The 15,922-nt window shown below is 33.5% G+C and carries 20 protein-coding genes and 2 riboswitches; all 20 genes read left to right on the top strand.

Annotation, left to right across the window (positions count from 1 at the left end):
• Nucleotides 1-22 precede the first annotated feature (22 nt).
• The 20 genes from ACREVU_RS10685 to cobK all read left to right on the top strand — a co-directional run bounded on the left by ACREVU_RS10685 (nucleotide 23) and on the right by cobK (nucleotide 15,903).
• On the top strand, nucleotides 23-916 hold the full coding sequence (locus ACREVU_RS10685; protein WP_431551588.1) for a BadF/BadG/BcrA/BcrD ATPase family protein: 894 nt from the start codon (nucleotides 23-25) through the stop codon (nucleotides 914-916).
• A gap of 140 nt (nucleotides 917-1,056) precedes the next feature.
• Nucleotides 1,057-1,236: riboswitch (cobalamin riboswitch) on the top strand.
• Nucleotides 1,237-1,409: 173 nt separating this feature from the next.
• Nucleotides 1,410-2,360 carry a FecCD family ABC transporter permease gene (locus tag ACREVU_RS10680; protein WP_431551587.1) on the top strand — a complete coding sequence of 317 codons (951 nt, stop codon included), beginning with the start codon at nucleotides 1,410-1,412 and terminating at the stop codon, nucleotides 2,358-2,360.
• Nucleotides 2,361-2,364: 4 nt separating this feature from the next.
• Nucleotides 2,365-3,102: an ABC transporter ATP-binding protein gene (locus ACREVU_RS10675; RefSeq protein ID WP_431551586.1), complete on the top strand. Its 738-nt coding sequence runs from the start codon at nucleotides 2,365-2,367 to the stop codon at nucleotides 3,100-3,102.
• A gap of 16 nt (nucleotides 3,103-3,118) precedes the next feature.
• Nucleotides 3,119-4,081: an ABC transporter substrate-binding protein gene (locus tag ACREVU_RS10670; protein ID WP_431551585.1), complete on the top strand. Its 963-nt coding sequence runs from the start codon at nucleotides 3,119-3,121 to the stop codon at nucleotides 4,079-4,081.
• A 1-nt stretch (nucleotide 4,082) separates the two neighbouring features.
• The gene (locus tag ACREVU_RS10665; RefSeq protein ID WP_431551584.1) at nucleotides 4,083-4,862 is read left to right on the top strand and encodes a nitrilase-related carbon-nitrogen hydrolase; all 780 of its coding nucleotides are present in this window, start codon (nucleotides 4,083-4,085) and stop codon (nucleotides 4,860-4,862) included.
• Nucleotides 4,863-4,919: 57 nt separating this feature from the next.
• Nucleotides 4,920-5,459 carry a cob(I)yrinic acid a,c-diamide adenosyltransferase gene (locus ACREVU_RS10660; RefSeq protein ID WP_431551583.1) on the top strand — a complete coding sequence of 180 codons (540 nt, stop codon included), beginning with the start codon at nucleotides 4,920-4,922 and terminating at the stop codon, nucleotides 5,457-5,459.
• Between the two features lie 85 nt (nucleotides 5,460-5,544).
• A riboswitch (cobalamin riboswitch) is annotated at nucleotides 5,545-5,717 on the top strand.
• A gap of 228 nt (nucleotides 5,718-5,945) precedes the next feature.
• The gene (gene cbiQ / locus ACREVU_RS10655; RefSeq protein ID WP_431551582.1) at nucleotides 5,946-6,812 is read left to right on the top strand and encodes a cobalt ECF transporter T component CbiQ; all 867 of its coding nucleotides are present in this window, start codon (nucleotides 5,946-5,948) and stop codon (nucleotides 6,810-6,812) included.
• 12 nt (nucleotides 6,813-6,824) lie between these two features.
• A complete protein-coding gene (locus ACREVU_RS10650) occupies nucleotides 6,825-7,652 on the top strand; it encodes an energy-coupling factor ABC transporter ATP-binding protein (protein WP_431551581.1) in 828 nt (275 codons plus the stop codon).
• A gap of 64 nt (nucleotides 7,653-7,716) precedes the next feature.
• Entirely contained in the window at nucleotides 7,717-8,469 is a 753-nt protein-coding gene (locus ACREVU_RS10645) for an energy-coupling factor ABC transporter permease (RefSeq protein WP_431551580.1), read from the top strand.
• A complete protein-coding gene (locus ACREVU_RS10640; protein ID WP_431551579.1) occupies nucleotides 8,469-8,792 on the top strand; it encodes an energy-coupling factor ABC transporter substrate-binding protein in 324 nt (107 codons plus the stop codon). The genes ACREVU_RS10645 and ACREVU_RS10640 overlap by 1 nt, the downstream gene beginning before the upstream one ends.
• A 93-nt stretch (nucleotides 8,793-8,885) precedes the next feature.
• On the top strand, nucleotides 8,886-9,254 hold the full coding sequence (locus tag ACREVU_RS10635) for a sirohydrochlorin chelatase (RefSeq protein ID WP_431551578.1): 369 nt from the start codon (nucleotides 8,886-8,888) through the stop codon (nucleotides 9,252-9,254).
• Nucleotides 9,245-9,877 carry a precorrin-8X methylmutase gene (locus ACREVU_RS10630; protein ID WP_431551577.1) on the top strand — a complete coding sequence of 211 codons (633 nt, stop codon included), beginning with the start codon at nucleotides 9,245-9,247 and terminating at the stop codon, nucleotides 9,875-9,877. Before ACREVU_RS10635 ends, ACREVU_RS10630 begins: the two co-directional genes overlap by 10 nt.
• Nucleotides 9,870-10,952 carry a cobalt-precorrin-5B (C(1))-methyltransferase CbiD gene (gene cbiD, locus ACREVU_RS10625; protein ID WP_431551576.1) on the top strand — a complete coding sequence of 361 codons (1,083 nt, stop codon included), beginning with the start codon at nucleotides 9,870-9,872 and terminating at the stop codon, nucleotides 10,950-10,952. Before ACREVU_RS10630 ends, cbiD begins: the two co-directional genes overlap by 8 nt.
• The gene (cbiE, locus tag ACREVU_RS10620; RefSeq protein WP_431551575.1) at nucleotides 10,949-11,545 is read left to right on the top strand and encodes a precorrin-6y C5,15-methyltransferase (decarboxylating) subunit CbiE; all 597 of its coding nucleotides are present in this window, start codon (nucleotides 10,949-10,951) and stop codon (nucleotides 11,543-11,545) included. Before cbiD ends, cbiE begins: the two co-directional genes overlap by 4 nt.
• Nucleotides 11,532-12,083 carry a precorrin-6Y C5,15-methyltransferase (decarboxylating) subunit CbiT gene (cbiT, locus tag ACREVU_RS10615; protein ID WP_431551574.1) on the top strand — a complete coding sequence of 184 codons (552 nt, stop codon included), beginning with the start codon at nucleotides 11,532-11,534 and terminating at the stop codon, nucleotides 12,081-12,083. Before cbiE ends, cbiT begins: the two co-directional genes overlap by 14 nt.
• On the top strand, nucleotides 12,080-12,742 hold the full coding sequence (gene cobI, locus ACREVU_RS10610) for a precorrin-2 C(20)-methyltransferase (protein WP_431551573.1): 663 nt from the start codon (nucleotides 12,080-12,082) through the stop codon (nucleotides 12,740-12,742). The genes cbiT and cobI overlap by 4 nt, the downstream gene beginning before the upstream one ends.
• Complete coding sequence (gene cobM / locus ACREVU_RS10605; RefSeq protein ID WP_431551572.1) at nucleotides 12,739-13,500, top strand: precorrin-4 C(11)-methyltransferase; 762 nt, start codon at nucleotides 12,739-12,741, stop codon at nucleotides 13,498-13,500. The genes cobI and cobM overlap by 4 nt, the downstream gene beginning before the upstream one ends.
• Nucleotides 13,497-14,462: a cobalt-precorrin 5A hydrolase gene (cbiG, locus tag ACREVU_RS10600; RefSeq protein ID WP_431551571.1), complete on the top strand. Its 966-nt coding sequence runs from the start codon at nucleotides 13,497-13,499 to the stop codon at nucleotides 14,460-14,462. The genes cobM and cbiG overlap by 4 nt, the downstream gene beginning before the upstream one ends.
• On the top strand, nucleotides 14,462-15,181 hold the full coding sequence (gene cobJ, locus ACREVU_RS10595; RefSeq protein ID WP_431551570.1) for a precorrin-3B C(17)-methyltransferase: 720 nt from the start codon (nucleotides 14,462-14,464) through the stop codon (nucleotides 15,179-15,181). The genes cbiG and cobJ overlap by 1 nt, the downstream gene beginning before the upstream one ends.
• Nucleotides 15,178-15,903, top strand: coding sequence for a precorrin-6A reductase (gene cobK, locus ACREVU_RS10590; RefSeq protein ID WP_431551569.1), 726 nt, complete (start codon nucleotides 15,178-15,180; stop codon nucleotides 15,901-15,903). The genes cobJ and cobK overlap by 4 nt, the downstream gene beginning before the upstream one ends.
• Nucleotides 15,904-15,922 lie beyond the last annotated feature (19 nt).

The raw sequence follows: 15,922 nt of genomic DNA, 5'->3' as shown, positions 1-15,922 counted from the left end.
TTTATAAAAAGCGAGGTGCGAAATGCAATATATAATAGGTGTTGATGGCGGAGGAACCAAGACAGAATCTATAGCTTATGATTTAGATGGTAGTGAAATTGCAAGAGGTTATGCTGGCCTTGGCAATATACTTATAGATAAAGATATAGCCCTTAAAAATATAGAATTATCTATATTAGAATGTATAAAAAAATTAAAATTAGATGATTGTGTATACTTATGTTTAGGACTAGCTGGATGCGAGGCTGGTGATAATAAGATAATAATCCAGCAGTATCTAAAAGGGAGATTTAATTGCCCTATAAAAGTTATTAATGATGGCGAAATAGCATTAAGCGCCTTGCTTAAAGGGAATGATGGCATAATGACTATTGCCGGTACTGGTTCTATTACAATTGGAAAATATAAGGGCGTGGAAGTAAGGGTTGGAGGCTGGGGTCATTTAATTGGAGACCAAGGTAGTGGATATTTTATAGCCATGGAGGCAATTAGAGAGGTTTTCTTAGAGCATGATTTAGGACTTCCAGATAGCACGTTAACTAAAGAAATGTTTAGGGCAACAAATTGTGATGATAGAAAACAGCTATTACAATTTGTTTATAATTCAAATAAAGGCGAGATTGCAGCCTTAGTTCCTGTAATATTAAAAATGTGTCAAAATGGAGATAGTACTTGTATTCAGATATTAAAAGATGCAGGTGTGGATTTATCTAAAAATACTATTAGGGCAATTAAATTATTAGGGGTTAAAGGCACAATCAAAGTTGCAATAAAAGGAAGTATAATAACTAAGATTCAGATTGTAAAAGACGAATTTAATAATGAATTTATTAGAAATGCTATTAAAATAAAGCTCTATGATGAAGATATATCATCAGCAAAAGGAGCATATTACCAAGGAATAAGAGAAATTTAAAATAGTAGCAAAAGCAAGTTTTCTAAAACAATGTCAATGTTATAAATTGTTTATAATGTAATCTACATATAATGCAAAATGAATAATTAAACATTGCTTTAATATTTCTTTGGTGATAAAATAAACATTGTGAGTATAAAAATTGAATATTAGTTTTAGGTGCCCTGAAACAAGGGTTAAAAGGGAAAGTGGTTAAAACCCACTGCAGCCCACCGCTACTGTATTAGAGGATGAAATCCAGAAAACCATTGGGAAACTGAGAAGGTTGGAGAGTAAGATGATGCTAAAGCCAGTAAACCTGCCTAATGCGTGAAATTTTAGTCTTCGGAGGGAGGATGAAAATACGTAATTTGACAATAATATTGGGTTATCCAATAGGTGAAAAAGTTAATTGCATTATTCCACATCCTTTAGGTGTGGTTTTTTATTTTTTTTGTTTTCTTATGCATAAATTTATCATTCAAATTAGAAAGTTAGGTGAAAAAATTGATTTATGAAATATAAAGTGATTAATATAATGCTTTTGATATGTGTTATTGGACTTGCTATATTTGCGGTTGGAGCTGGTAAAGTTAATTTGATAAATTTAGACCCAAAGACGGCCCACACTATTTTTTATAATATCCGATTACCACGTGTTTTAGTGGCAATATTTGTAGGTAGTGCACTAGCAACAAGTGGTGTTATTTTACAAGGATTATTACAAAATCCTCTTGCAGATGCTTACACTTTAGGTATTGCATCTGGTGGTGCTTTTGGAGCTTGCCTTGCAATATATGTGAATCTTACCCTGGGGATAAATATGCCCATACAAATTTTTGCAATATTATTTAGTTTTCTTGTCATTGGTATCGTCTTATGGTTATCAAAGGTAAAAGGAGACTTGGAATCAACAAATGTTATTATAGCAGGGATTATTGTAGGTAGTATTTTTTCAGCAGGATTAACTCTCCTAAAAAGTTTGGCAGATGAAGATGTAGCCAGTATGGTGTATTGGCTCATGGGGAATTTATCATCTAAGCCAATTAATAGTGTAATTGTTTTGGGAATAGTAACGTTAATATGTTTTGTAATTGCATATGGCTTTATGGGACAGCTTAACATTATTACCCTAGGTAGACGTGAAGCAAATTCTGTTGGAATTTCATATGATTTTTTATATCGTTTATTGATGCTAATAGCTGTGACTTTGACTGCGTTTTCTGTTTCTCTATGTGGCATTATAGGATTCGTTGGACTTATAGTTCCTCATTTGTGTCGTATTTTTATCGGAGCAGATAATCGCAAAGTATTGCCGATGAGCGCTCTTGTGGGTGCGCTGTTTTTATTGCTTGCAGACACCTTAACTCGAACAATGCTACAACATGAAATTCCTGTAGGAGTACTTACTACAATGGTAGGTGGACCATTTTTTATCTATATTTTCATTGCGAAAAAGAGGTGATTTTTTGTTAAAGCTTAAGGACATAAATTTGAGTTATGGTAAACGTAGAATCCTAAAAGATATTAATGCCCAATTTAGTCCCGGAGTGCTCTATGGAATTGTTGGACCAAATGGTACTGGAAAATCTACTCTATTAAATGTAATTGCAAGAGATTTAAAAATGGATTCAGGGGAAATTTATCTTAGTGGACAGCCTGTTTATAAGTATTCCAACAAGGAAATGGCCAGGAAACTTTCATATATGCGGCAAAATACATCTATTAAATTTCCATATACAGTTAGGGAGCTAGTAGGCATGGGGCGCTATTGTCATGATAGAGAAACCAATATTGAAATGGAACAAATAGTTTGTGAAAAAATAATAGAAAATGATTTGGATGACTTTGCAGATAAGCCTCTTACAACTTTAAGCGGCGGAGAAGTTCAGCGCGCAGTGTTTGCAAAAATTCTAGCTCAAGAGAGTGATGTGATTTTAGTAGACGAAGGGCTTTCAAATGCTGATATCTTCTATAAAATAAAATTTTTTGAGCAATTAAGGAAGGAAGTTAACAAAGGGAAACTTGTTATCATTGTGATTCACGACCTTTTTTTTGCTAGAAAATTTTGTGATGAATTGTTGATTTTAGATAAAAAGGGAGTTTATGCTTTTGGTAAGAGTGAAGAAGTTCTAAATAGAACTACTTTAAAAGAGGTTTTTAAAGTTCAAGGGGACTTTATTAATCATATATTAATTTCAGAATAAATAAATGGAGGCAATTATGAAAAGGATTTTGGCTTTAATGATAGTAACATTTTTATTTTTAACAGGGTGTGCAGTAAATAAAGGAACTGGTAATGCTACGGATACTAATAAATCCAATAAAGCCGCAGTGACAAATTCAGAAATAAAATTTGTAGATGATAGCGGCAATAAAATTATGCTCACTAAACCAGCTAAAAAAATAATTTCTCTTTATTCTGTTCATACTGAGAATTTATACTCACTAGGACTCGATAGTGAAATTATTGGTGTTGGAACTAGTGATACTTATCCAAAAGCAGTGCTTTCAAAGACTCAATATAGTGTGAATGATGATCCAGAACTTGTGATTGCTGCAAAACCAGATGTTGTTTTGATTCGCAGTGTGATAGCACAGCAACATCCTGACTATATTAAAGCAATTCAAGATGCAGGCATTATAGTTGTAAATCTCTACTGTAGTGAATTTGATCAGTTTTCAAGTTATATAACAAGGCTGGGTATGCTAGTGGGTAAAGAAACGGAGGCAAAAGCATTAATAGCGCAATTTAATGTGGGAGTAGCAGAGGTTCAAAAAAATGCGGAGAAAATTGATAACAAAAAAGTTGCATATTTTGAAAGTGCAAGCGAAAAATTTAAAACTGTAACACCCAATTCCTTTGCTGGAAGGGCATTAACAATTGTTGGATTAGAAAACATCGCTAAAGATGTTAAAGTTGATGGTTCTTCAACTATTGTTGAGTATGGTGAAGAATCACTTTTATCAAAATCAAATGCAATCGAATTTTATATTGCACAAAAGGGTGCTATGAATAAATTAGTATCCATTGATGAAATAAAAAAAAGGCCAGGCTATTCTGAAATTAAAGCAATAAAAGATAATAATATAATTATTATCGATGAAAAATTAATTTCTAGTGCAACTATGAGATACTTAGTGGGGTTAAAAGAACTTCAAAGTAAAATTATGGAGAAGGAGTAAAATGTTTAGGGGTGAAATTATTGTTGGGGCAGTATCTTACGTTCCTTTAGAGGAAGGTATTAATTATCGGTATAGGATAATAGAAGAAGTTGTAAGAAAAAATGCATATATGGACTTGATATGTTTTGGGGAGTTGTTTCTAAATAATAATTTGGACTTGTATAATCTTAAGAAAAATGGATTTGAAAATGAAAAGGAGTCTGAAGTAGAAAAAGTCATTGAAAGCATTCGAATGCTTTCAAAGAAATATGATCTTGCCATTTCTTTTGGGCATATTTTAAAGGAAGATAATAAGTTTTATATTGTTCAAAGAGTTGTTTTTCCTAGTCAGGAGGATTATATTTACCGAAAAGTTCATTTGGGTCATAATGAGCGAAAGATATTTAACCCAGGTGATACAATAGATGTGTTTCATTATAAGGAATATACTTTTGGTATTCAAATTTGTATTGACACCCACATTCAAGAAATGAGTTTGATTCAAAAATCTATGGGCGCAGAAATTATTATAGCACCTTTTAATACACCTTATGCGCCTCCAAAGAGGCTGAAAAATTGGTCGAAATATATATTAACAAGATCCTATGAATATAACTTGTGTTTTATTTGTACTAATCTCTATGGTGGATTACAAATTATTAATGGGTATGGGAACAGTGTAAAATCTTCAATAGACACGGATACTGTTGAGAGCTATGCTATTTCGTTTCAAAAGGACTTTAATCATAAGTTAGATTTTTTAAGTTATAGAAGACCAAGTGTTTATTTAAAACATATGTGATAAAATAGATTTAGTGAAGTATCTTGTACACTAGATATATAAAGGAGAAATGAATAAATGGGAAAATTAAAAAATGGATATGTACAAATTTATACAGGAAATGGTAAGGGCAAAACCACGGCAGCTGTAGGACTAGCTGTTAGAGCAGCAGGTAATGGATACAATGTATTTATGGTACAGTTTTTAAAAGGAAGTAAAACCGGAGAAATCGAAAGTGCTAAAAAATTGGCTCCTTTTTTTAATATATTTAGGTTTGAAAAGAAAAGAGGTTTCTTTTGGACCTTAAATGCTGAAGAAAAAATTGAATTGAAAGAAGAAATACAAAAGGCATATGAATTTTGCATGCAGGCGCTTAGAGAAGAAAAATGTGATATACTTATCATGGATGAGGTAATGGGAGCATTAAATAATGGATTAATAAGTGAAGAACAATTACTAGAATTAATAGATAATAAACCTAGTAATATAGAATTGATTTTAACAGGAAGAGATGTGCCTAAAGCTTTAATAGATAAAGCAAATCTTGTAACCGAGATGAAGGACATAAAGCATTATTTTAATGAGGGAGTGACCTCTAGAGAGGGTATAGAATTCTAGTTATAATACACTTTAAGACAGTGAGACATTTTGAAAGTTGGTATTGCAATTAACAAAAATATACTTTATAATAATGATAATAACTTAATAATAAATTGTTTATGGTACCTTTTAAAGGTTTAATAGGGAAAGTGGTCTAATTCCACTGCAGCCCCCGCTACTGTACACGGATACGAATCTATACCACTGGCTTATGCTGGGAAGGTTGGAGGAGAGTGACCCGAAAGCCAGGAGACCTGCCTAGATGATATACAGCTTTATCCTACGGAGGGACGGGATGGCAATTATATATGCTCATTTTGCATTATATTGCCTTCACATGGGATGTGAAGGCATTTTATTTTTTATAAAATCTTTTGCTCGACCTTTTGTAGGTTGGGTATTTTTGTTTTTTGGTACTAAAGCCTTTTGGAATCTTTACATTAGGTGAACATTCAAAGGAGGTGTGACGTGGGGAAAATTATTATTTTATGTGCCGCGGTTCTGATGGCTTTCGTTTTTTTCAAATGGGAACATGCAGATGGGCAAACTAATTGTGATGGAACGCGTCACCATCACCATAGAATCGGACATAACCATGGAGAAGGGTTTTCAATAGATTTTTATGCATATACTTCCAAAATCAGACACTGGAATGCTGCTTTTAAGGTATCTTTTTCTGTTTTAATACTGATACTTTGTATTTCACTTGAAAACCCCTATGTATCTGTTGTGGTCATTATTGTAATGGCCTACTTGACCATTGTAAAAGGAGAGCTTCCAGTAAATGAATATTTGTCAATACTGGCCATTCCAATGGTCTTTATCCTACTTGGCACAGTTACCATTGCCATTGATTTTTCAAAGCAGCCCATGGGTCAGTATAAGCTATATCTGGGATTCTGCTATGTCTTTACTTCTCAGACAAAACTTAAGGAAGTGGTATTTTTAATTCTAAAGGTTTTTGCAGCTATCAGTTCCTTGCAGATGATGACACTGTCGACTCCATCTTCCGAGATTATTCATGTGCTTCGAGCCGCACATGTTCCAAAGCTTATTGTAGAACTGATGAACCTCATTTATCGTTACATTTTCATTTTAATGGATGTTTATGCTAAAATGAAAAACTCAGCAGAATCACGTCAGGGCTACTGTGATTTTAAAACTTCCTGTTACACATTTGGAAGTATTGCAAGCAATATGTTGGTTATTTCGCTAAAAAAGGCAAATACTTATTATGATGCCATGGAATCCAGATGCTATGATGGAGATCTTATATTTTTGGAAGAAAATAAAAAGGTAGAAATAACACAGATTGCTTTTGCATTAGTATTTATAATTATTTTGATTCTACTCTGGTACTTTACAAGATAGAAAGGGGATACTATGGAAAAGCCAATATTAAATGTAAAAGATCTACACTACATCTACGGTAATGGAAAGGCGGCACTAGACGGCGTAAGTGTAGATATCTATGAAGGTGAGAAAATTGCTGTCATTGGTTCCAATGGATCAGGAAAATCCACATTTTTCTTAAACATAAATGGTGTATTTATACCAGAACAGGGGGAAATTTTTTACCGAGGTACTGCCGTTAACAAAAAAAATCTAAAAGGGCTTCGAAAAAATATCGGAATCGTATTTCAGGATGCAGATGATCAAATAATTGCATCTACAGTTAGGGCAGAAGTTGGATTTGGGCCCATGAATTTAAAGCTTCCAAAAGAGGAAGTACTAAAGCGGGTGGATGAAGCGCTTGCTTACATGAACATCTCAGATTTCAAAGATCGTCCGCCACACTATTTGAGTGGGGGTGAAAAAAAGTGTGTCACCATTGCGGGAATAATCGCTATGAAATCTGAAATCATTATTTTTGATGAACCAACTGCATCACTGGACCCTTTAAATGCACTTATGCTAGAAGAAGTTTTGGACAAGCTTGCTTTGGAGGGTAAGACAATGCTTATTTCCACCCACGATGTAGATTTTGCATACAGATGGGCTAAGAGAATCCTTGTATTCTGCCAGGGAAAAATTATTGCAGATGGAACACCAATAGAAATTTTCCAAAACACTGAAGTTTTAAAACAGTCAAACCTGGAACAACCAACCATGCTGAAGGTTTATGAATTGCTTGTAGAAAAACATATGCTGGATGATACTAAGGTCTATCCTAAAAGCATGAAAGAATTCAAAGAAATGTTTGTAAAATAGTTAGTTTTTCTAAGCGTTTTAGCTTAGATTAATATAAATTAGAAATAATAAAGGAGAAAAAAAAATGAATCTTAAGGAAAGAAGAATTGTCTCTATTGCGATAGCTTTTGCATTGATTTTTGGAATAACACCAGTAGCAAACGCAATGCACATCATGGAAGGATATCTTCCACTAAAATTTTGTATAATATGGGGTGTTATATGCGTTCCATTCTTAGTAGCAGGTTACTTATCAATAAAGAAAACATTGACTAATAATCGTAAATCTATCACTATTCTTGCTATGGCAGGTGCATTCATTTTCGTGCTATCATCTTTAAAAATTCCGTCAGTAACAGGAAGTTGCTCACATATGACTGGTACTGGGCTTGGTGCAATCTTATTCGGACCAAGTGCAGTGAGCATACTTGGAATCATTGTGTTGATTTTCCAAGCAACCCTTCTTGCTCATGGGGGACTTACAACTCTTGGGGCGAATACATTTTCTATGGCTATTGCGGGTCCCTTGGTTTCTTATGCAATCTATAAATTATGTCAGAAGTTGAAAGTTAATAAATACGTAGGTATTTTTTTGGCAGCATCAATCGGTGACTTATTAACCTATTGTGTAACAAGTTTTGAACTTGCGCTTGCATATCCGTCTGCAAGTGGTGGTATTGTAGCATCTGCAGTAAAATTTCTTGCAGTATTTGCACCAACACAACTTCCACTGGCAATTATCGAAGGTATTTTGACTGTTGTAATCATTATGGGTCTTGAAACATATGCAAAATCCGAATTGACAGATATTGGATTTCTAACTGGAGGTGAAAATTAATGAAAAAGACTAAAAAAAAGGTTATTATTTTATTAATTATTGCTGCATTGATTGCTCTTATACCATTGTTTACATTAAAGGGTGCTGAATTCGGTGGTTCTGATGATGCAGGGAGCAAAGTTGTTTCTGAGATTACAGGTACCGATTACAAGCCTTGGGCTACACCTGTTATGGAAACTTGGATTGGTGGAGAATTACCAGGCGAAATTGAAAGTTTGCTCTTTTGTCTACAGACAGGTATTGGAGTAGGTATTCTATTCTTTTTTCTAGGAAGATTTGTAGAGAGAACAAAAAAAGAAAATAACGAGAATAAAACTGAATAATATTTTTTAGCGTTTTGTAATATTTTTCTACATTTAAGATAAAAAGTTTATTGTAATTTAAAAAATTGTAAATTCATTTGAGAGGAGTAAAAAATGAAAAGTATATTAGTTGTTGGACATGGAAGCAGGTCAAAAGAGGCTTTTGAAGTTTTTAATAGCATGCTAGAAAATTTCAAGTCAAAAGTAGATGGTAATGTAGATGGTTGTTTTATGGAATTATGTGAACCCAATATACCTGATACAATCGATCTTATGTATAAAAATGGGACTCGCGATATAGTAGTTGTTCCATATTTCCTTTTTTGCGGAATTCATATTAAGGAAGATATTCCTGAAATTTTGAAAGAAGTTAAATCTAAATATGGAGACCTTAAAATATCAATGGCAAAACCAATTGGGTACAATAATATAATTGCTGATATCCTGAAGGAAAATGCGGAAGGAGAATTAACATGTATTTAAAAAAACCAATGGAAATAGAAAATAAAAGCATGGAGATAATTGAAGCAGAACTAGGGGAACATGGACTTACTCCCATGGAGCTTAAAGTTGTTGAAAGAACAATACATACTACTGGAGATTTTGATTACAAAAATATTGTTATCATAAAATCAGGAGCAATAGATGAAGGCATCAAGGCAATAAAGAGTGGGTGTAGAATTGTAACCGATACAACTATGGTGCTTTCTGGAATAAACAAAAGAGCAATTGAAAAGTTAAACTGCACCGTAGAATGTTTTATTGGAGATGCAGAAATATTTAAAAATGCAAAGCTTAATGGAATAACAAGATCTATGGCATCTATGGATTATGCTGCAAGTGAAGCGGTTGATATTTTTGTAATAGGAAATGCTCCTACCGCGTTATATAGAATTGGTGAGCTAATAGATAAAAATAAGGTGTCACCAAAACTTATTATTGGAGTCCCTGTTGGTTTTGTTGGAGCTGCAGAATCTAAGGAATATATTAGAAAATTTGATATACCATCAATAACAACTGTAGGTACAAAGGGTGGAAGTAATGTAGCTGCCTCTATAGTAAATGCATTGCTCTATATGGCCCTTGATGGCAACCGAGATGAATGATAACTATATAGTGAAATATGGAAAAAGGCTTAGATGTGGTTATACAACCGGTAGTTGTGCAGCTGGAGCAGCAAAAGCTGCAGCGAAAATGCTACTCAGTAGAAAAACAATAGAAAACATAACTATAGATACACCAGCTGGAATAATTCTTAATTTAGAGATTTTAGATATTCATATAGAAGAAGATCAGGTCTCTTGCTGCATTGTTAAGGATGCAGGAGATGATCCTGATTCTACAGACAAAATGAAAATATATGCAAAAGTGAGCAAAAGAGAAGATTCTAAGATTATTATTGATGGCGGAGAGGGTATAGGCGTAATAACAAGAAGCGGCTTTTGGGGAAAAAGTGGAACGGCGGCAATAAATCCTGTTCCAAGAAAAATGATTACAGATGAATTATTAAAAGTATCAAATTGTGGGTTTAATGTTTTAATATATGCACCCGAAGGAAAGGAAATTTCTAAGAAAACATTTAACTCTAATCTTGGAATAATCGGTGGCATTTCCATAGTTGGAACAAAGGGAATAGTTGAACCAATGTCTGATGAGGCGCTTAAAAAAAGTATTTATATAGAAATTGATGATGCTTATGACAAAGGACAAAGGGAAATAGTACTATTCCTTGGTAATTATGGTGAAAAGGTTGTGGAGGACTTAAATCTTAATGGAGCTAAAATAAAAATATCAAATTTTATAGGAGATATGCTACTTTATTCCAAGAAAAAGGGTTTCAATAAGATAACCTTGGTAGGCCATATTGGAAAATTATGCAAGTTATCTATAGGAGCATTTAATACCCATAGTAAAATTTGTGATGTCAGAATTGAAGCCTTTGTTTATTATCTTGCATTAAACAGTGCCCCCATTGAGTTAATAAATTGTGTTAATGAATGTAAAACCTCGGAGGAAGCGCTTAAGCTTATAATAGATAACAATTATCCTGTTGTTATAAATGAAATGATAGCTGGCTGCACTTCGAGAATCAAAAGATATCTTAAGGATGATGATATTGAAAGTAATATTCATGTAATTATCTATTCAATGGATTATGGAATACTTGGAGGAAAATTATGATTAAAATTGTTGGAATGGGACCGGGAAATATAAATTATCTTACAATGGAAGCAATAAATACAATAAAATCTGCGGATAAAGTTATTGCATTTGGAAGAATAGCTAGCACTGCAAAAATTATAGTAAATGATGTTATTGAAGTAAATAAAGTACAAGAGATAATAGAAAACCTAGATGATAAAGTGACTACAGTAGTACTTGCATCAGGAGATCCTTGCTATTTTGGCATTATAGATTACTTAATAAAGAAGGGTGTTGTAGTAGGCGAAGTAATACCTGGAATTTCTTCTTTCCAGTATATGATGACAAAACTAAAAAAGAGTTGGCAGGATGCATTACTTATAAGTCTTCATGGAAGGGATGAAAGTCTCCAAACGGTTATTAAAAGCAAACTATCAGTAATACTTACTGATAGCAAAAACAACCCTAATTTTATATCAAAGCAGTTATGTACTCTGGGGGTAGTTGGGAAAATGTACACGGGGTATAACCTGTCTTATGATGATGAAGTTATTTTGTGTAATAAAATTGGCGATGAAATAGAAATAGTAGGAAACATTTCAGTGGTGGTGATTGAAAATGAAATGGCTTAGGGATGAGGATTTTATACGTGGAAAAATCCCAATGACTAAATTTGAAGTTAGAGTTCTCACCATTGCAATGCTTGATATATCAGCTGATGATGTATTTTTAGATGTTGGTGCTGGAAGTGGCTCAATATCTATCCAGGCGGCGCTTCTTGGGGCAAAGGTATTTGCTGTTGAGAGAGAGCCAGAAGGACTAGAGCTTATTTTTAAAAACTCTGAAAAGTTTAATGCATCTGTAAATATCGTTGGTGGAAATGCACCAGAGGCATTTGATGATATAGAAGCTTTTAATAAATGTTTTATTGGTGGAAGCGGTGGAAAACTTAATGAAATTGTTACTGCCCTGAGTAAAAAGCAAGGTAAATGTGGAATTATTGCTGGGAACTTTATTATTCCTGATAACATGATCCAATTTAAAAACTTATTAAAAGAATTAGGATATGAAGATATTGAGGTTAGGCTTATTCAATGTGCAGTTATGGATAGGCTCGGACTTATGAAGGGCCAAAATCCTGTATATATAGTTAAGGGGAGAAAAATATGAGAAAGATTTATGGTATAGGAGTGGGACCAGGAGACTGTGAACTCATTACACTAAAGGGTTATAAGTTAATCCGAAGTTGTGATTATGTATTTGTTCCAAGTAGCAAGGGACATAGTCTTGCAGCAAAAATAGTTAGCGATTATATAGTGGACAAGAAGGTTATAGAACTTGAGTTCCCTATGGGTGAGGATAATGAAGAAAGATATATAAATGCGGCAATTAAAATAAATGAAATTTTAGGTGATGATGAGGTGGGAGTATTCCTAACCCTTGGTGATCCAATGACCTACAGTACTTATTTATATTTGATGTGTCAGCTTAAAAAAATAGAATTAGATGTAGAAACTATCCCAGGAATAACCTCATTTAATGCTGTAGCAGCAAGACTTTCATTGCCACTGACATTAAGAGATGAAAGTTTTTACCTAGCAGATGGAATGCTAGACGAGGAAATTTTAAAGAGAGTCGATACTGTTTGTGTGCTTAAGATAATAAAAAACAAATTAGATATAATGGACAAACTAACGAAACATGGTTTTGAATATGTTTGTGTTAAACGATGCACGCAGGAAAATGAAAAGGTAATATATGAAAAATCAGAAATACTTAGCGACAATGATTATATGTCTTTGATATACGCAAGGAGGAAAAGCAAATGATTTATTTTATAGGTGCAGGACCCGGTGATGTTGATCTAATAACAGTAAAGGGACGAAGAATTTTAGAAGCTGCAGATGTAGTTATATATGCAGGCTCCCTTGTATGGGATGAACATTTAAAATTTTGCAAAAGTGATTTTAAAAAATACAATAGTGCTTCAATGACCCTTGAAGAAGTTATTTCAGTAATGGTAAATGAGCAAAACCAAAGTCCAGATAAAATAATTGTAAGACTTCATACTGGAGATCCATCAATTTATGGAGCAATAAGAGAGCAAATGGATGAACTTAATAAACATCAAATGGAGTACAGTGTTATACCTGGAGTAAGTTCCTTTACAGCAAGTGCTGCAGCCATTAAGAAGGAATTTACCCTTCCAAATGTAAGCCAAACTGTAATAATTACTAGGATGGAAGGAAGAACTCCAGTACCACCTGAGGAAGATTTAGAAAAACTTGCAGCTCATAAATGTTCTATGGCTATTTTCCTATCAGTTCAAGATATTGAAAATGTAGTTGTGAAACTTACAAAGGGTTATGGCAGAGATGATGTTCCTGTTGCGGTTGTTTATAAAGCTACTTGGCCAGAACAAAAAATTATTATGGGAAGACTTAATAATATTGCTGAAAAAGTAAAAGTCGCGGGTATAGGTAATTTTTCACAAATTTTAGTAGGAGATTTTATTGAAGGAGAATATGAACGCTCATTATTATACCACCCACAGTTTACCCATGGCTTTCGTAAGGGAGTAAAATGAAAATTGCCTGCCTTGCGTTTACAAGTAGTGGAGAAGCTATCGCCGCGAGAATAAAATGCTGCTCAAATTATGAGGTACATATGTTTTCAAAGGTGAATTATAAAAGCAATCTAAATAATATTTTTAGTAATTATGAGGGAATTGTTTTTATCTCTTCTACAGGAATTGCAATTAGAATATCAGCACCCTTTATAAAAAACAAGCGTGTTGATCCTGCAATAGTTGTGGTGGATGACCTGGGTAGATACTCAATAAGCCTTTTGTCTGGGCATATTGGAGGGGCAAATGAGCTTGCAGAGAATATAGCAGGCTTTCTTAAAAATCAAGCAATAATTACAACAGCCTCGGATGGTAGAGGCATAGAAGCCGTTGATATCTTTGCAAAAAGAAATAATCTTTTTATTGAGAGTTTAGGCGATGCAAAAAAAATAACTTCTATGATGATAGAAGGAGAAGATATAAAAATCGAATCTGAAATTGAAGCTAAAATAGGATATGAAAATATTGTAGAAAAACATGAATCAGCAGCGATATTTATTTCATCAAAACTGAGTATTAATTATGATAAACCTAGTTGTATTTTAAGGCCTAAAAATATTGTAGTTGGATTAGGTTGTAGACGAGGTAAAAGCATGGATGAGATAATTAACGGACTTAAGGAAGTTTTTAAGAATAATGATTTGTCTATAAAGTGTATAAGAGCAATTGCAACAGTTGACGTAAAACAAGATGAAATAGGAATAATAGATGCCTGTAAAATTTTAGATTGTGAACTGGTGATAATTTCAAGGTCAGATATTGTGAAGGTTCAGGACAAATTTAATAAAAGTGCATTTGTTGAAAGCACAATTGGAGTATCATCAGTGTCTGAACCTTGTGCATATATCTCTGGTGGAGAATTAATAGTCCGTCGAACTGCAATAAATGGGATAACAATTGCTATTTCTAAAGGAGGAGTATAATGGCTAAGCTTTACGTAGTTGGTATTGGTCCTGGTGGCCTAGATAATCTTACATATAAGGCAGCAAATGCAATAGAAAAATGTGAGGTTATAGTTGGATACAAATTTTATATAGAACTTGTGAAAGATATAATAGCAGGTAAGAGAATTATGTCAACAGGTATGAAGGGTGAAATAGAAAGATGTAAATTGGCAATACAAGAGGTTGAAAATGGGGTTGATACTTGCATTATAAGTACTGGAGATCCCGGTCTTTATGGTATGGCGGGTTTGATACTTGAACTAGCTGGCGATATAGATGTTGAGGTAATTCCTGGAGTTAGTGCTGCTTTTTGCGCTGCAGCAGAACTAGGAGCCCCTATTATGCATGATTTTTGCACAATAAGCCTAAGTGATTTGCTTACACCTTGGGAGGTTATTGAAAAAAGACTCGAGGCGGCAGCAGGTGCTGATTTCGTGATAGCAATATATAACCCAAAGAGCAGAGGAAGAAAAATCCAGATAAAGAGAGCAATTGAAATAATAAGAGCGCATAGGGGTGGAGAAGTTCCGGTGGGACTTGTTAAAAATGCAGGTAGAGAAGGTAATGACAGGAAAATATTAACTCTTGACACTGTGGATTTTGAATTTATAGATATGATGACAGTTGTACTTATTGGTAATAGCAAAACTTATATAAAAGATGGGAAAATTATAACTCCTAGGGGGTATAATCTTTGATATGGATTATTGGGGGAACCACGGAAAGTAATACTTTATTATCTAAAATAAAAGGGAAGCTTAAGTATGTTATTTCTGTTGCAACTTATAGTGGCAGTGAGGTAATAGATGATGAAGATGAGAATGTTGTGGTTTTTAGGATGAATTATGATGAAATGTTAAAGTTTATTAAAATACGAAATATCAAAACTGTAATTGATATGTCCCACCCTTACGCAATTGAGGTAAGTAAAAATGCAAGGCTTGCTTGCATGCAGACTAAAATAAAATATATAAGATTTGTAAGACCGAAAACGGAATTTGAAAATGTTGTTTTAGTTAAGTCCATTTCAGAATGTACTGATTATTTAAAAGGTGTTAAGGGTTCTGTTTTATTTACAACGGGAATTAAGAATATAAAAGATTTCGAGAAGGTAAAAGATAATAATAGATTTATATATAGAGTCCTTCCTACAATATTTAGTATTCAGGAATGTGTAGATAACAATATTAAAATGAAGGATATTATTGGAATGTTAGGCCCGTTTTCAACAGAACTTAACATCAATATAATAAAAGAATATGATGTAAACTATGTTGTTATGAAGGATAGTGGAAGTGTGGGTGGAACACCAGAGAAAATTGAAGCTTGTATTAAATCTAATGCTACACCTATAGTAATTGGACGAGAATTTGAGAATGGGATAAATGATATGGTTAAATTACTTACAATGATTTTATGATTTAACTAATATAACATTT

It is taken from the genome of Clostridium sp., assembly GCF_050717535.1.
GTDB lineage: Bacteria > Bacillota > Clostridia > Clostridiales > Clostridiaceae > Clostridium_AD.
Note: the sequence above shows the minus strand (reverse complement) of the source record. Positions and strands in the feature narration are given on the sequence as shown.